This window comes from Pseudomonas sp. BJa5 (genome assembly GCF_030272875.2).
Taxonomy (GTDB): domain Bacteria; phylum Pseudomonadota; class Gammaproteobacteria; order Pseudomonadales; family Pseudomonadaceae; genus Aquipseudomonas.
In genome coordinates, this window is record NZ_JALRNG020000001.1 from 34,119 (window position 1) to 49,366 (window position 15,248).

A 15,248-nucleotide genomic window follows, 5' to 3' on the forward strand; every position below is an offset into this window, starting at 1 on the left:
CATGGGCGATGGATCACCCCAGCAACGCGCGGGGCCAGCCGAGGATCTGCTTGGGCCGTGGCTGCGCATAGGTGCGCACCTTCGAGGTGCTCAGCTTCAGGCGCACCAGGGATTCAGCCAGGGCCACCGCCGCCGTCACGCCATCGACCACCGGCACCCCGGTACGCGCCTGGATACGCTCATCCAGCCCGGCCATGCCGCCGCAACCGAGGCAGATCACCTCGGCCTTGTCGACCCGCACCGCTTCCTCCGCTTCGCGCACCACCGACTCGATGGCCCGCTCCGGCTCTTCCTCCAGCTCCAGCACGGCCATGCCACTGGCCCGTACCGATGCGCAGCGGCTGTCCAGGCCGGCCAGCTTCAGGCGGTCTTCGATCAGCGGCACGGTGCGGTCCAGGGTGGTGACCACCGAATAACGGTGGCCCAGCAACATCGCGACGCTGGCAGCGGCCTCGGTGATGTCCACCACCGGTACGTTGAGCAGTTCCTGCAGGCCTTCGCGGCCATGCTCGCCGTAACCGGCCTGGATCACCGCATCATAGGGCTGGTCGTAGCTCAGCACCCGCTCCATCACCGCAATGGCGGCCAGGTAGCTCTCGAAGTTGCCTTCCACCGACTCGGCGCCAAAGCGCGGGGTCAGGCCGACGATCTCGGTACCCGGCGAGGCCACGCTGCGCGCCTGGCGGGCAATCGCCTCGGTGATGGATGCGGTGGTGTTGACGTTGACTACCAGTATTCTCATGGGTCGATTCCTTGTGCGTGACGCTCAGTGCTGGGCGCTGTCGACGGCAAAGTGCTCGCCGGAACAGTCCACATAGTGTTTTTTACGATCAGAGATCAGGTAGTACACGCCGCCGGCAATGCTCGCGCCGAACAGCCAGGAGAACGGCGTCAGCTCGCTGAAGGCCGGTACCAGGGCCAGTACCACGGCGGCGATGGCCGAGGGCACCAGGGCGGCGATGGCCTTGTAGTTGACCCCGCGGGTGTAGTGATAGGTGCCGCTGGCCGCCTCGCTGTAGAGATCCGGCACATGCACCTGGGCTTTGCGGATCAGCCAGTAGTCGACCATGATGATCCCGTACAGCGGGCCGAGCAGCGCGCCCAGGCCAGACAGGAAATAGACGATCACCAGCGGGCTGTTGTAGAGGTTCCAGGGCAGGATCAGCACCGCCAGGGTGGCGCTGATCAGGCCGGCGCGACGGAAGTTCAGGCGGCTGGGCGCAAGGCTGGAAAGCACGAAGGCCGGGGCGACGAAGTTGGCCATGATGTTCACCGCCACGGTGACGATCAAGAAGGCCAGGCAACCCAGTACCAGGAAGGTCTTGTCGGGGATCGCGGCGATGATCTGGGTCGGGCTGTCGATCACCGTGCCATCGATGCTGAACTGCGCCCCGGACAGCACGAAGCTGATCACTGCGAACACCAGGATGTTCACCGGCAGGCCCCAGAAGTTGCCGACGCGGATGGTCCGGCGGCATGGCGAGGAACGGGCGAAATCGCAGAAGTTGAGGATCAGCGTGCCGTAGATGGCCAGCCACAGTGCGCCGCCGGCGAACACCTGGGTCCAGGCCTTGGCGCCGGTCAGCGGCTCACCCACCGACCAGGCCAGGTTGCCGTCCACCCGCAGGTACATCCACACCGCCAGCACCAGCACCGTCGAGAGGATCACGGGGCCTGCGAAGGATTCGTACTTGCGCACCATCTCCATGCCGAAGGTCAGGATCACCAGCTGCACGAACCAGATGGCGACGAAGCTGGCCCAGCCCAGGCTCGACAGCCCGAGGATGGCATCGTGATCGTAACTGGCCAGGCTCGGCCAGATCGCCACCAGCAGCACCCGCAGCACCACCGAGGCCAGGTAGGTCTGGATGCCGAACCAGGCGATGGCGATGACCGCGCGGATGATCGCCGGCACTTGCGCGCCATAGATGCCGAAGCTCATGCGGCTGATCACCGGAAACGGCACCCCGGTTTTCTGCCCCATGTAGCCGGACAGGTTCATGAAGAAGTACACCAGCGCCGCCCCCACTGCCAGCGCGGCAAGCATCTGCCAGCCGGACAGGCCGAGGGCGAACAGGCCCATGGCGAAGGAGTAGTTGGCGATGTTGTGCACATCGTTGGTCCACAGGGCGAAGATGCTGTAGCCGCCCCAGCGCCGGCCGGCGGCCTTGGTCGGGGCGAGGTCGGCATTGTGCAGTCGCGGGCTCAGGCCGCCGTGCCCCGGTCCCTGGGCTGAATCGGCAGCATCGGGCTGCAGGTACGCGCTATCGAGCTGTTTGGAAGTATCCAATTGCATGTTCCCCGGGCTCCTGCTGCAGCACCGGTGGTGCTCCAGCACATTATTGTTGGATTTGAAGAGTTGGGACCGCCATTGGGCGCCTGGGCGCCGATGCATACAAAGATTGTATGCAATTTTCGCCTTACGATTTTCGAGGAACAATATGTGTGCCAGACGGGGAGCGAATGCATCGCGACCGGATTCCAGGAGATCACCTATCTTTTTGATTTTTATCGATAAAAAAAATTGGAAAGACGGAGTTGAGAGTCATTTACTTGACCAAACAGTCAGCGTCTCAGATAGCGAAAATGTGAACATGGGTAACGGATAACAGAAACATGTACACACCATAGTGATACTTATGTGCACAAAATCGCTTCGCGGGGCAAGCCCGCTCCTACCGGGGGGGTGTAGGAGCGGGCTTGCCCCGCGATGACCCCACAATCAATTTCACCCTGAAACTTTTTGTCACCGCGCATTTACGGCATGCTTGTGCGGTCAAGGAACATCGGAGCTGGCAATGACGGAAAAACTCCCCGCATCGACCGTAGAACGCGTCTACCTGGGGGTCCACGAGGCGATCAGGAAGCGCACCCTGCGCCCCGGCATGAAACTGGGCGAGTCTTCGCTCGCCGAGCTGTTCAAGGTCAGCCGCACCTCGGTGCGCGCGGCGCTCAAGCAGCTCGAAGGCGACGGCCTGGTGTCTACCGAACTGAACAAGGGCGCCTGGGTCTCGCTGCCCAGCGACGAGGACATCCGCTCGGTGTTCGAAACCCGCCGCCTGATCGAAATCGGCATCGTCACCGAACTCTGCCGGCGCGCCGACAAGGGCCTGCTGCAGCCCCTGCGCCAGCACGTGGCCGAAGAAGAGGCCGCCGCCGATGCCGGTGACCACGCCCGCTACGTCCACCTGCTGGGCGAATTCCACCTGCGCCTGGCCGAAGTGCTGGACAACCCGGTGCTGCTGGACTGGTTCCGCAAGCTGATCGAGCGCGGCTCGCTGTACGCCTCGACCCTCGACGACGAGCGCCATGAGGCCTGCCGCGGCAATGAACACCTGCGCCTGATCGAAGCCCTCGAAGCCGGTGACCAGTCCGCTGCCATCGAACTGGTGTGCACGCACTTGAGCGGCATCGAAGAGGCGATCCTCAAGGCCACCCACAACCTCAAGGCCGACTATCACCCGCTCAAACACCTGATCGGCGGCTGAGGTGCCGGCATTCACGAATCCACTGCTATCGATCCCGATATTTAATTGGCCGATGGCTACCCGCGTTTTGTAGGGTGGCGACCTCTCCAACGAGGTCGTGAAATGTTTGATCGTGTATTCGTCAATGCCGTCGCTGCCGACGGCAGTCCCCTGTCCCTGGCCGTCGCTGAAGGCCGTATCGCCGCACTGGGTACTGACCTTGGCATGCTCACGGGCGTCGAGCGCGTTGACCTGGACGGGCAGTTGCTGCTGCCCGGCTTTGTCGACGGCCATATCCATCTGGACAAGAGCTTTGTCGGTGACCGCTGGCACCCGCACCAGGCTGCCGGCAGCCTGCGTGAACGCCTGGCGGTGGAGAAGCGCGAACTGGCCCTGGCGCCGCCGATCGTCGAACGCGCCGACGCCCTGATCCGCCAGGCCGTGTCTTTCGGTACCGTGGCCATGCGCAGCCATGTCGATGTCGACGCCACCACCGGCCTGACCAACCTGCACGCGGTGATGCAAGCCCGGGAAAAATGGCGCGGCATCGTCGATATCGAGCTGGTGGCCTTCCCCCAGGCAGGGGTGATGTCCTGCCCCGGTACCGCCGATGTGCTGGAAGCGGCGATCGGCGACGGCGCCGACGTCATCGGCGGCATCGACCCGACCACCCTCGACGGTGATGCCGAGGGTCAGTTGAAGGTAGTGTTCGGAATTGCCGAGCGCCATGGCGTGAAGGTCGACATCCACCTGCACGAGCCGGGCCTGCAAGGCATCGAACAGCTGCGGCGGATCGCCGGGCGGACCTGCGCCGCCGGCTTGCAGGGGCGCGTCAGCGTCAGCCATGCCTACGCCCTGGGCCAGGTGCCTGAGGACGAGGTCGAGCGCATTGCCGTAGAGCTGGCCCGGGCCGGCATTTCGATCCTCACCAATGCCCCGGGCGATCACCCCTTCCCGCCTGTGCTGCGCCTGCGCGCCGCCGGGGTGAATGTGTTCGCCGGCAACGACAATATCCGCGACGCCTGGTGGCCCTACGGCAATGCCGACATGCTCCAGCGCGCCATGCTGATCGGCTACCGCTCGGGCTTTTACAGCGACGAAGACCTGAATGTGGCCCTGGCGATGGCGACCACGGCGGGCGCGGCGGTGATGCACAAGCACGACTACGGGCTGAAGGTGGGCAATGACGCCACGTTCATCATCCTCGACGCCCCAAATGGGGCCGCCGCCGTAGCCGCCGTGCCTGCCCGGCGGCAGATGGTCCGCCGCGGACAGTTGAACGCCAACATCTGCTGAGGCGACACAGGTATCGGCAATGCCTTGATCCAGGCAGGCCAGCCGACCGCAGGGTTACTGGCAAAGGGCCTGCTGCTCGGCTAGCATGCCCGCAGGAAACCGGCCCCGCCCGGTTGGCCGCAAGGCCGGACATGGAGAACGATACCTGTGCTGTTGAGCATCCCGACCCTGTTGCTGGTGGCCATTTTCATTCTTGGCCTGATGGGGTTGCTGACCCTGCATGCCTGGAGCCGCGGCACCCGCGAACAGACCCTCGGCCACTTGGCCTGCATGCTGCTGCTCGCCGCCCTCGGTGTCGCGCTGGTCAGCGTGCGCGGCATCGCACCGGCCTTTGTCGCCCTGGTGCTGAGCAATATGGTGCTGCTGCTCAGCGCGGCGATGAACTGGACCGCCATGCGCGTGTTCGCCGGACGCACGCCGCACCTGCCGGGCATCGTCGCCGGCGCCCTGTTCTGGCTGGTATGGAGCTTGTTTCCCGGCTTCCACGACGACCTGGGTGTGCGGGTGACCGTGTATTCGCTGCTGGCCGCAGGCTACGGCGGACTGTCGACGTTCGAGCTGTGGCGCAATCGCCGGCGCCTGGAAGCGGCCTACCTGCCCGCCCTGGCCCTGACCATGGCACACACCGTCTTCTATGCCGTGCGTACCTTCACCGATCATGGCGTGTCCTTCGAACAGGCGATTTCCGCCAGCGGCAACGGCACCGGCTTCTTCGCCTTCATGCTGTTCGAATCGATGCTCTACGCCATCGGCATCGCCTACGTCACCCTGGCCATGGTCCGCGAGCGCGCCGAACTGAAGTTCAAGGCCGCCGCCTACTCCGACCCGCTGACCGGCATCGGCAATCGCCGCGCCTTCCTGTCCCGGGGCGAAGCCCTGCTGGCCGGCTGCGCCCGGCGCGGCGAGCCGGTGGCCCTGCTGCTGTGCGACCTGGATCACTTCAAGCGGCTCAACGATGCCCATGGCCACCAGACCGGCGACCGGGCCCTGATTGCCTTCAGCCAGGTCGCCAGCCAGAACATTCGCCAGGAGGATGTGCTGGGCCGCATCGGCGGCGAAGAGTTTGCCTGCCTGTTATCGAGTACCGACGCGCAAGCAGCAAAGCAGGTGGCCCAGCGGATCTGCGCCGGCTTCCATGGCTTGCCATTGCTGGCGCCCGGCCAACTGAGCGTGAGCATCGGCATCGTCGACAGCGCTACCTGCGGCCATGACCTGTCGCGCCTGCTGTCGCTGGCCGACCATGCGCTGTATGCCGCCAAGGACCAGGGCCGCAACCGCGTGCAGTTGTACGCCCCGCTCAGCCCTCCCGGGCCAGCCAGTCCAGCAGCCACAAGCCCGCAGGCCCGGGCGGATTGATCCGCGACCAGGCTGCATCCACTGCAATCGGTCGCGGCCAGCCGCCCAGGCTCAGCTCCACCAGCCTGCCATGGCCATATTGCTGCACCAGGCCATGGGGCAACTCGGCCCAGCCGAAGCCCTGTTCGGTCATCTCCAGCAGCAACAGATAGTCCGGCGCCGACCAGACCCGACCCTGGGGTTTGTTCTCGCTGTCGGTGTAGGTATTGAGGTACAGCTGCCGGTGGCTGGCCAGGTGCGCCTGGGTCAGCGGCTGCTGACTCGCCAGCGGATGCTCGCGGGCCACGAACAGCCCCATCTGCGCCTGATGGGGCAAACGCCGCACGGCGATATCGGTCGGGTACTTGGCCTGCGCCGCCAGCAACCCCAGGTGCGCGCGCCCGCTTTGCAGCAGGTTCAGCACATCGCCGGCCTCGGCGATCATGCATTCGAGCTCGATGTCCTGGAAACGCTGCTCGAACTGGCGCATCACCTGGTTGTCGGGGCTGAGCTGGTACATGTCCGAGAGCACCAGGGTCAGGCGCGGCTCGACATTGTCGGCCAGGCGGATGCTCAACTCGTCCAGCCGCTCGCTGGCGGCGAGGATCTCCTGCACATGCCCGAGCACCTTGCGCCCCGCCTCGGTCAGCACCGGGTGACGGGCCTGGCGATCGAACAGGGTAACGCCGAGGTCGGCTTCGAGGTTGGCGATGGCGGCACTGACGGTGGACTGGCTCTTGCGCAACTTGCGCGCGGCCGCCGAGAACGAGCCCAGGGCAACGGCTTCGACAAAGGCCAGCAGAGCTTCGGGGGAATAGCGCATGGCGTATCGCTTTTACCGATGGGATGAATTTCAAGCATAAGCAAAAAAGCGATGAGATTCACCCTGCCCCGCAGCGATCGCGTGCAGCGCACGGCCGTGGCCTACCATGGAGGAATAGCGCTGGAGGCACCATGCCAGAACAGGAACCGCACGCAGCCAGAATCGACCCGTGGGAAAAGCTCAAGGCGATCTCATCGGTCATTGCCGCGGTCGTCATTCCGCTTGCGGTCGCCTGGGTGGGCAACAGCTACTCGACGGCGCTGAAGGAACGCGAAGTCCAGGGCAGGTTTGTCGAACTGGCGGTTCAGATATTGCGCGAGGAACCGAGCAAACAGGCGGCCGGCTTGCGTGACTGGGCGACGGATGTGCTCAACAAGTATTCCGGTGTGCCGTTTTCGCCGGCGACGAAGAGGGCGTTGATTGAAAGTACACCGTTGCCTTCGGGGTTCGAGCGTTATGAGGGACGAAGCGCGCTCGGCAACGTCGAACCGGGCGATGGTGCGAAGTTTCGCGGGCGCGGCTATCTCATGATTACGGGGCGGGCGAACTATCAGCGCTATGGGGAGGCGTTGGACATCGACCTGGTTGAGAGCCCCGACAAGGCAGCAGAGCCGGCGGTGGCTGCGGCGATTCTGGTGCGATTTTTCAAGGACAAGGAAGAGCGCTTTGTGCAGGCGCTGGCGCAGAACGACCTGGCGCGTGTGCGGCGATTAGTGAGTGGCGGGACGATGCAAATGCAACAGCTCAATGCGCGCTATGCCGTTTATCTTGAGCTGCTCCAGAGCCCTGCTCCCGACCTGCATCAGGTGCCTGGCGTGACCAATCCGGCGTGGACTTCCGAACACCTGCCCGCGCTGATTGCGGCGCTGGATGAGCAGCAGGTTGCCGATTCGAAGCTGCGTGCCTATGTGCTTGCCACGGCTGACTTCGAGACGATGCAAGGGCGGGTGATGGTGGAGAGACCGTCTCGCTTTTCGGCGGCCCCCTCCCCTTGAGTCCCCCAATCGTCAGCTTGGGTTAGCGGGAAACCAGGCAGGATGCACCCACCGCTGTCGCCCGGCGTAACGACGACATGACGCTCCCCGCCGTAATCACCGCTGCAGGCGACATTGGGCAGCCGCTCGCAGCCAGCGCCTCTGCGACCCAGGTATTGCAGGTATAAAACAGCGAATAGCTACCTTTGGCCTGGTAGAACCGGCTCTGTCCATACAAGCCAGGCCCGAGCACCGCCAAGGAGCCCGTCGCCGAGTGGATGAAGGTTCCGGCCACGAATGCGAGCAGTCGCCGGTAGCCGTCCTCCGTCACCCGCACCTCGATGACCTCGCTTGCGGCGAAACGCCGCCTGGGGTCGCCGTCAATCCTGACCGCATGCAGCACAGCTGCCGTCGACCCGAACAAGGCGCGCAGGGCGAGGCTCAAGGTGGCCTGCGGGGCTCGGTAAAAGTCCTCGTCACCCCAGCCGAACTCGATGAAGTCGCCGTCACCGAACGCTTCGGCCAGCGCGGGAAGCACCTGAAGCAGATCGGGGCGCGCAATGACCAATCCGGTATGCAGGCCATGATTCACTACATACAAGGACCGCCCATCGCCCCCCTCGCCCCTTGGCGGGCCCGACGCGGTAGTGCAACTGAACAGCGTCAGGATCAGGGCCAGCACTACAATGCGCATGCACAAGGGTTTGGAGGCTCGCTAACGAACGTGGAAGAGCCCGGCAGGAGTGGGCGCTATATTCACAGCATAGAAGCTGACTCGCACCATCAGTCAGGTATCCATGGGCAATCGCGGCCGGCAGAAATCGGCTGTGGATTCGGGGCATGGCAAGGCCCGGAAGATTGCATGCACCTTCGTCGCCCCTCAAAGCAACCGTTCGGTGGCAAAATCTCCTGAATCTGATGGTTATGGAGACCACCATGCTTCGTGCATTCGAACGAAGGCTCGACCCCTTCCCTCCCGACGAGGTGCCACCACCCCCCAAGGGCCTGTTCCGCTTCCTGTGGGCCTGCACACGGGGCGCCCGCGGCTACATTCTTGCATTTGCGCTGCTCAGTGCCGGTGTGTCGATCTACGAAGCCTGGCTGTTTGCTTTCCTCGGCCAGGTCGTGGACCTGCTCTCGACCTGGCAGGCAGGGGGCGATGCGGCGGCGCAGGAGCGTCGCGTGTTGTGGGGCATGGGTATCGTCATGCTGGCCAGCATCGGGCTGGTGGCATTGCGCACCATGGTGCAGCACCAGATATTGGCGATCAACCTGCCCTTGCGCCTGCGCTGGGACTTCCACCGCTTGATGCTGCGGCAAAGCCTGTCGTTCTTTTCCGATGAGTTTTCCGGCCGGGTCACCACCAAGGTCATGCAGACCGCGCTGGCGGTGCGCGACCTGCTGTTCACCCTGATCGAGATCGTCCCCGGGATCGGGGTGTATTTCATTGCGATCATCGCCCTGGCCGGCGGTTTCGCCCTGAAACTGATGCTGCCTTTCATTGCCTGGGTGGTGTTGTTCGGCCTGGCCATGCTGTACTTCGTGCCCCGACTGGGGAAAGTCGGCCAGGAACAGGCCGATGCGCGGGCGATGATGACCGGGCGGATCTCGGATGCCTACACCAACATCACGACGGTGAAGCTGTTCTCCCACTCCAATCGTGAAGCGCACTTCGCCCGTGCCGCGATGGAGGACTTCAAGCACACCGGCTTTCGCCAGATGCGCCTGGTCAGCCAGTTCGAGATCGTCAACCAGGCCCTGGTGGTGGCATTGATCATGGCCGCCGGGGGTTATGCCCTGTGGCTGTGGCACCAGGGCGAGGTCGGCGCCGGTGCCGTGGCGGCCATCACGGCCATGGCGCTGCGGATCAATGGCATGTCGCACTGGATCATGTGGCAGATGACCTCGCTGTTCGAGAGCATCGGCACCGTGCACGACGGCATGGCCACCCTCACCCGCGGTCCCAAGGTCAAGGATGCGCCGGATGCGGGTGTCCTGGTGACCTCTGGCGGGGCAGTCACCTTCGACAAGGTGAGCTTCAACTACAACGGCGAACGCCAGGTGCTCGATGGCCTGAGCCTGAGCATTCGCCCGGGTGAAAAGATCGGCCTGGTAGGCCGCTCCGGCGCGGGCAAGTCCACGCTGATCAACTTGCTGCTGCGCTTCTATGATGTCGACAGCGGGCAGATTCGCATCGACGGCCAGGACATTTCGCAGGTGACGCAAGACAGCCTGCGCAGCGCCATCGGCATGGTTACCCAGGATACCTCACTGTTGCACCGCTCCATCCGCGACAACATCGCCTACGGCCGGCCCGATGCGACCGACGCGCAAATCCGTAGCGCCGCGGCCAGTGCCCAGGCCGATGAGTTCATCAGCCAACTCAGCGACCGGCAAGGCCATACCGGCTACGACACCCTGGTGGGCGAGCGCGGCATCAAGCTTTCCGGCGGCCAGCGCCAGCGCGTCGCGATTGCCCGGGTGATGCTCAAGAACGCGCCGATCCTGCTGCTCGACGAGGCCACCAGCGCGCTGGACTCCGAAGTCGAAGTGGCCATCCAGGAAAGCCTCGACGAGATGATGAAGGGCAAGACCGTGATCGCCATCGCCCATCGGCTGTCGACGATTGCGGCCATGGACCGGCTGGTGGTCATGGATGAGGGCCGCATCATCGAACAAGGTACCCACAACGAACTGCTGGCGAAAAACGGCATCTATGCGCAGCTGTGGCACCACCAGAGTGGCGGGTTCCTGGGTGAGGATCGGGGCGTGGCCGAGGCGATGGATCAGGCGTGAGTTGCGCGCGTGGGCATCGTTGCCGGCGGTAGCGTCTCCAGGGCACTGGCGAGGAAGTCCACGAACACCCGGACCTTCTGCGATACATGCCTGTGGCTCGCGTACAAGGCATAGATCGAGCGCCGAGGCATGGACTGCCCGGGGAGCAGTTGCAGCAACTGGCCACTGTCGAGCAGGGGCTGGGCGATGAACGAAGGCAGCGCGCCGATGCCAAGGCCGGCCAGGAGCATATCGCTCAGCATCAGGCTGTTGTCGACCGCAAGGCGCACTGGCAGCTCCAATCGACTGTTGCCTTGCGGGCCCTGTAGATGCCAACTGCCGGGATGCTCAGCCAGGCGATAGGCCAGACAACTGTGCGCCCGCAGGTCGTCGACGCTGTGCGGCGTGCCGTGGGCCTGCAGGTAGGCCGGTGCAGCGCAGATGACCTGCTCGATCTCACCCAGGCGCCTGGCGACCAGCGAAGAGTCCGGCAAGTGGCTGCGAATCCGCAGCGATACATCGAAGCCCTCGCTGACCACATCCAGCAGGCGGTCGTCGAGGGTGAGCTCGACCTTGAGCTGCGGGTAGCGCTGCATGAACGCCACCAGGATCGGCGACAGCACCTTGAGGCCGAACGACAACGGTGCGTTGACCCGCAGACGGCCACTGGGCTCGCTGGAGCCGCTTTGGGTCGCACGCTCCAGGGCGTCCAGCTCATCCAGCAGGTGGCAGCATTCGCTGAAGTAGGCCTGGCCCGCCTCGGACAGGCTCATGCGGCGGGTGGTGCGCAGCAGCAACAGGCTGCCCAGGCGTTCCTCGAGCTGGCGCACCTGCTTGCTCACCGCCGCCGTGGATTGCCCCAGGTCCACAGCAGCCAGGCTGAAGCTGCCGCGCTCCACCACGCGGCGAAAGGTACGCATGGCCAGCAACACATCCATATTTTTTCTCCTGGGTTGAATATCAATTAACCAGACGCCTGATTATCTATGATTCAGCAGCCAATAACATGACCACTCCCCCCCTTTGAGGCGTCATGTCATGCAGCAGCGTTCGTGGATCAAAAACTTTACCGGGCTGGCCGTGTTGTCGGTGCTCGGCTCACTGTACAGCGCCGGGGCGCTGGCCAAGCCCGAGGTGGGTATCAGCCCCTGGGGGGAGAAAGACGAGATCGGGCGCCTGAACCTGATGACCCCGCAGTCGCAGGCGGCGATCATGGCCCGGGTCAATGGCGCCCAGGCCTATGACCTGGCGGTGGAGTACTTTGTCGGCATGCCCAGCTGGCAAGCCGCGGGCGACCCGCCCTACCAGATGTGGATGACCCACACCCCCCACGGCAACGTGATCGCCGACCCGATGAAGGTTGGCGAACCGATGAACCAGTACGTCAGCTACAGCGGCTCGGCGGTGTCCATGTATGCCCACATGGGCACCCATATCGACGCGCTCAACCACTTCGGCCTCAACGGCAAGATCTGGAACGGCTTTCGTGCCGATGAGCACCTGGGTGATCGTGGCTGGACTGTCACCGGCGCCGAGAAACTGCCACCGATCATCGCCCGCGGGGTCATGATCGATGTCGCGGCGGCCAAGGGCCTGGAGCAATTGGCGGACAACTACCGCGTCACCCGCAGCGATCTGCAGCAGGCGCTGAGCAAGCAAGGCGTGGTGCTGGAAAAAGGCGACGTGGTGCTGATCCGTACCGGGCGCATGCGTGACTATGAAAACGCCCAGACCTACATGGCCAACCCGCCGGGCCTGAGCCTGGATGCGGCGAAATTCCTGGTCAAGGACAGCGGCGCGATGGTGGTCGGTGCCGATAACCTGAGCTTCGAGACCTTCCCCTCGGAGGTCGAGGGCAACTACCTGCCGGTGCATACCTACCTGTTGGCCATGCAGGGCACGCCGATCATCGAACTGGTGAATCTGGAAGGTTTGTCCAGGGACCGGGTCTATCAATTCGCCTTTGTCGGGGCCTCGTTGAAGTTGCGCGGCGCCGATGCCGCGCCGATGCGGCCGATGGCCTTGCCGATCCGCTGAGGGTACGGCGCCACGTTGTCAGGAGGGTGCCATGCCAATAGCCTCTGTGTCCTTCTGACGCGCTTGTCTTGGAGGTTCACTTCCAGTGCAGGTTAAAGCTTTAACGGTGCAAGCGATCGCTAACCGGCTGCCTACCAACAGGAAAAGCAATGTGGAAGGCGGTCATTTGTTCAGACGAGGTGCACCAGACCTTGCCTCGGTGCGCTTGGACGATGGAACGGGTTATGGCGAGTCCGAGCCCCGCATTACTGGGGCCTCCTTCGCGCCTCGCCGGGTCGGCCCGGTAGAAGCGATCGAAAATCCTGTTGATGTGCTGCGGGTCAATGGTGGCTCCGCTGTTGCTGATAGTGAGGGTCACATTGTCTGCGGTTTGCTGGATTTGCACCGAGATTTCGTTGCCCTGCGGTGTGTACCGCAGGGCATTTGAGAGGATGTTGGAAACAGCTCGGTCGATCATGAGTCTGTCTCCACAGACAATCCCCTTCCCTTGCAGCGTTAGGCGTATATCCCGATCCTCAGCGAGCAATTGGTAGAACTCGAAGAGCTTGGAGACGAGGCCGTCAAGTTCGATGTCGACCTGCTCAGGGATGATGAGCCCGTTATCGGCATTCGCGAGGAAGAGCATGTCATCGATCATTCGAGACATTCGCTTCAGTTCCTCCAGATTCGAGTACAAGTTGTCCTCATACGCGTCTAAATCACGCTTTCTGGTCAACACGACCTCAGTGTGGGTCAACAGGTTGCTAACCGGGGTTCGTAGCTCGTGTGCGATATCGGCCGAGAAATTGGATAGGCGAATGAAGGCATCTTCCAAGCGTGCGAGCATTCCATTGAAGGACAAGATCAGTGCTTGAAGCTCGAGTGGCACAGGCTCCAGGGGGATGCGCTCCTGGAGTGACCCGGCAGACATTGAGGTCGCAACCTTCGTGATCCGCTCGACGGGGCGCAGCCCACTTTTCGCGACCAGCCATCCCAAGCCCGCACTGACCAATGCGCTGATAACCAGGCCAAAGCCAAACCAGCGTTGCAGGGTTTCAAAGAAATGCGCGTGGCTGGTGATATCCAGCATTAGCATGATGGTACCGGGGGCCTGTTCGCCTTGGATCACTACTTGAGAGGTGACGCCGCGGAAATTATGGGATTGGTCCTGCCATTCCCATATGTCGTCCTGGCCGGCACGCTTGTAGTGATCGGGGATCGGTACGGCTTTGAGGTCTGAAAACAGTACATCGCCATTTGAGGTAAGGATCTGCGCGGTCAGGTCCTGATGGGCGCCCAGCAATGCGCGCAGTTGCAGGCGCAGCGCTTCCAGACTTGTCCCTGGCGTCTGGATTGAAAGGATGTGTCTTGCCGACTCCAGTTTCTCGGACAGCGCCTGTTCATCAAGCATGCGAAAGTGATGCTGGCTCAGCATGTTGAAACTCATGCCGGCGACCACCAGTACAGCGATGACCGCGAACATGATCATCAGGGTCAGACGCTTGACGAGTGAGGACCTGGAGAGCATCACTCCGGTGCATCCATCATGTAGCCCATGCCTCGGGCCGTGTGAATGAGCTTGGGAGCGAAGTCGTCATCAATCTTTGCCCGCAACCGTCGTATCGCCACCTCGATCACATTGGTGTCGCTGTCGAAATTCATGTCCCACACCTGAGAGGCAATCAGGGACTTGGGCAGTACCTCTCCACGCCGGCGCATCAAAAGCTCCAGAAGTGAAAATTCCTTCGCGGTCAGGTCGATTCGTTTGCCATTTCGTGTAGCACGTCGCTTGAGAAGATCGACCTCAAGGTCGGCCATCTTCAGGATGGTCTGAGTGGGTGAGCTGGTGCCTCGCCGCAATAAGGTTCGCACCCGAGCCAGTAGCTCCGAGAAGGCGAAGGGCTTGATCAGATAGTCATCGGCTCCCAGCTCAAGGCCTTTCACCCGATCCTCCACGCCATCCCTCGCCGTCAGAAACAAGACCGGGACGTCTTTGCCCGCCGCGCGAACCATTCGCAGGACTTCCCAGCCATCCAGCCCGGGCATCATTACGTCGAGAATCAACAGGTCGTAGCTTTCGCTCAGTGCATATTGAAGGGCATCGGTACCCGTGAGGACTCGATCGACGGTGAAGCCTGCCTCTGCAAGACCCTGCTGCAAATAGGCTCCGGTTTTAGGCTCATCCTCGGCTACGAGTAGTTTCATGCGCTGCGCCCCAAAGGTGTACCTGTCCAGTTTGCAGCAAAAAAGCCAGCCAACCAGAAGCTGACGCAAAAGTAATGTTGGCATCAGCCAGCTGTCAGGACCTGAGGGTACGCAGCAGCATGCAGGCGCATCGTCAATCAAACGCGAAACCTGACACAACTGTAATGTCGAGCTCAGCTTTCTGAAAGCGCAGCATGGCTAATGTGCCCCCAAGCATGAGCGCTGCTGAGCCTGGCTTACAGAAATGTAATCACTGCCCAATCTGTTCTGTGGCAGTTTCAGCTTGCTCGTTCCCGCCGCGGCCTGTGCTTTGCGAAGTCAACAAGGCTTGTGGGAATCCCAAGGAAACCGGGGCAC

13 protein-coding genes are annotated in these 15,248 nt (G+C 62.8%); 6 read left to right on the top strand and 7 right to left on the bottom strand.

Annotation, left to right across the window (positions count from 1 at the left end; all coding sequences use genetic code 11):
* Positions 1-13: 13 nt before the first annotated feature.
* Positions 14-742 carry an aspartate/glutamate racemase family protein gene (locus tag M2D63_RS00175; RefSeq protein WP_285860650.1) on the bottom strand — a complete coding sequence of 243 codons (729 nt, stop codon included), beginning with the start codon at positions 740-742 and terminating at the stop codon, positions 14-16.
* Between the two features lie 24 nt (positions 743-766).
* Complete coding sequence (locus M2D63_RS00180) at positions 767-2,296, bottom strand: NCS1 family nucleobase:cation symporter-1 (RefSeq protein WP_285860651.1); 1,530 nt, start codon at positions 2,294-2,296, stop codon at positions 767-769.
* A 502-nt stretch (positions 2,297-2,798) separates the two neighbouring features.
* On the opposite strand from M2D63_RS00180, the gene M2D63_RS00185 reads away from it, so the two are divergent.
* From M2D63_RS00185 to M2D63_RS00195, 3 genes are all read left to right on the top strand, one after another.
* Positions 2,799-3,488 carry a GntR family transcriptional regulator gene (locus M2D63_RS00185; RefSeq protein ID WP_285860652.1) on the top strand — a complete coding sequence of 230 codons (690 nt, stop codon included), beginning with the start codon at positions 2,799-2,801 and terminating at the stop codon, positions 3,486-3,488.
* Between the two features lie 102 nt (positions 3,489-3,590).
* The gene (locus M2D63_RS00190; RefSeq protein WP_285860653.1) at positions 3,591-4,763 is read left to right on the top strand and encodes an amidohydrolase family protein; all 1,173 of its coding nucleotides are present in this window, start codon (positions 3,591-3,593) and stop codon (positions 4,761-4,763) included.
* Between the two features lie 147 nt (positions 4,764-4,910).
* The gene (locus tag M2D63_RS00195) at positions 4,911-6,119 is read left to right on the top strand and encodes a GGDEF domain-containing protein (protein WP_285860654.1); all 1,209 of its coding nucleotides are present in this window, start codon (positions 4,911-4,913) and stop codon (positions 6,117-6,119) included.
* Here M2D63_RS00195 and M2D63_RS00200 read toward each other — a convergent pair.
* Positions 6,061-6,921, bottom strand: coding sequence for a LysR family transcriptional regulator (locus M2D63_RS00200; RefSeq protein ID WP_285860655.1), 861 nt, complete (start codon positions 6,919-6,921; stop codon positions 6,061-6,063). The genes M2D63_RS00195 and M2D63_RS00200 overlap by 59 nt on opposite strands.
* 131 nt (positions 6,922-7,052) lie before the next feature.
* Here M2D63_RS00200 and M2D63_RS00205 point away from each other — a divergent pair, with 131 nt between their 5' ends.
* Positions 7,053-7,916 (top strand): hypothetical protein, encoded by an 864-nt coding sequence (locus tag M2D63_RS00205; protein WP_285860656.1) that lies wholly within the window; start codon positions 7,053-7,055, stop codon positions 7,914-7,916.
* A 22-nt stretch (positions 7,917-7,938) separates the two neighbouring features.
* Here the strand turns inward: M2D63_RS00205 and M2D63_RS00210 are convergent, their stop codons facing one another.
* Positions 7,939-8,577, bottom strand: coding sequence for a DUF2459 domain-containing protein (locus M2D63_RS00210; RefSeq protein ID WP_285860657.1), 639 nt, complete (start codon positions 8,575-8,577; stop codon positions 7,939-7,941).
* A gap of 254 nt (positions 8,578-8,831) precedes the next feature.
* Here M2D63_RS00210 and M2D63_RS00215 point away from each other — a divergent pair, with 254 nt between their 5' ends.
* Positions 8,832-10,691 carry an ABC transporter ATP-binding protein gene (locus M2D63_RS00215; RefSeq protein WP_285860658.1) on the top strand — a complete coding sequence of 620 codons (1,860 nt, stop codon included), beginning with the start codon at positions 8,832-8,834 and terminating at the stop codon, positions 10,689-10,691.
* On the opposite strand, the gene M2D63_RS00220 is transcribed toward M2D63_RS00215, so the two are convergent.
* Complete coding sequence (locus M2D63_RS00220; protein ID WP_285860659.1) at positions 10,682-11,608, bottom strand: LysR family transcriptional regulator; 927 nt, start codon at positions 11,606-11,608, stop codon at positions 10,682-10,684. The genes M2D63_RS00215 and M2D63_RS00220 overlap by 10 nt on opposite strands.
* Before the next feature lie 100 nt (positions 11,609-11,708).
* Between M2D63_RS00220 and M2D63_RS00225 the strand changes: the two genes are divergently transcribed.
* Positions 11,709-12,707, top strand: coding sequence for a cyclase family protein (locus M2D63_RS00225; protein ID WP_285860660.1), 999 nt, complete (start codon positions 11,709-11,711; stop codon positions 12,705-12,707).
* Positions 12,708-12,807: 100 nt separating this feature from the next.
* Here the strand turns inward: M2D63_RS00225 and M2D63_RS00230 are convergent, their stop codons facing one another.
* Together M2D63_RS00230 and M2D63_RS00235 are read right to left on the bottom strand one after the other, a co-directional pair.
* Complete coding sequence (locus M2D63_RS00230) at positions 12,808-14,214, bottom strand: heavy metal sensor histidine kinase (RefSeq protein ID WP_285860661.1); 1,407 nt, start codon at positions 14,212-14,214, stop codon at positions 12,808-12,810.
* Positions 14,214-14,891 (bottom strand): heavy metal response regulator transcription factor, encoded by a 678-nt coding sequence (locus tag M2D63_RS00235; RefSeq protein WP_285860662.1) that lies wholly within the window; start codon positions 14,889-14,891, stop codon positions 14,214-14,216. Before M2D63_RS00235 ends, M2D63_RS00230 begins: the two co-directional genes overlap by 1 nt.
* Positions 14,892-15,248: the final 357 nt, after the last annotated feature.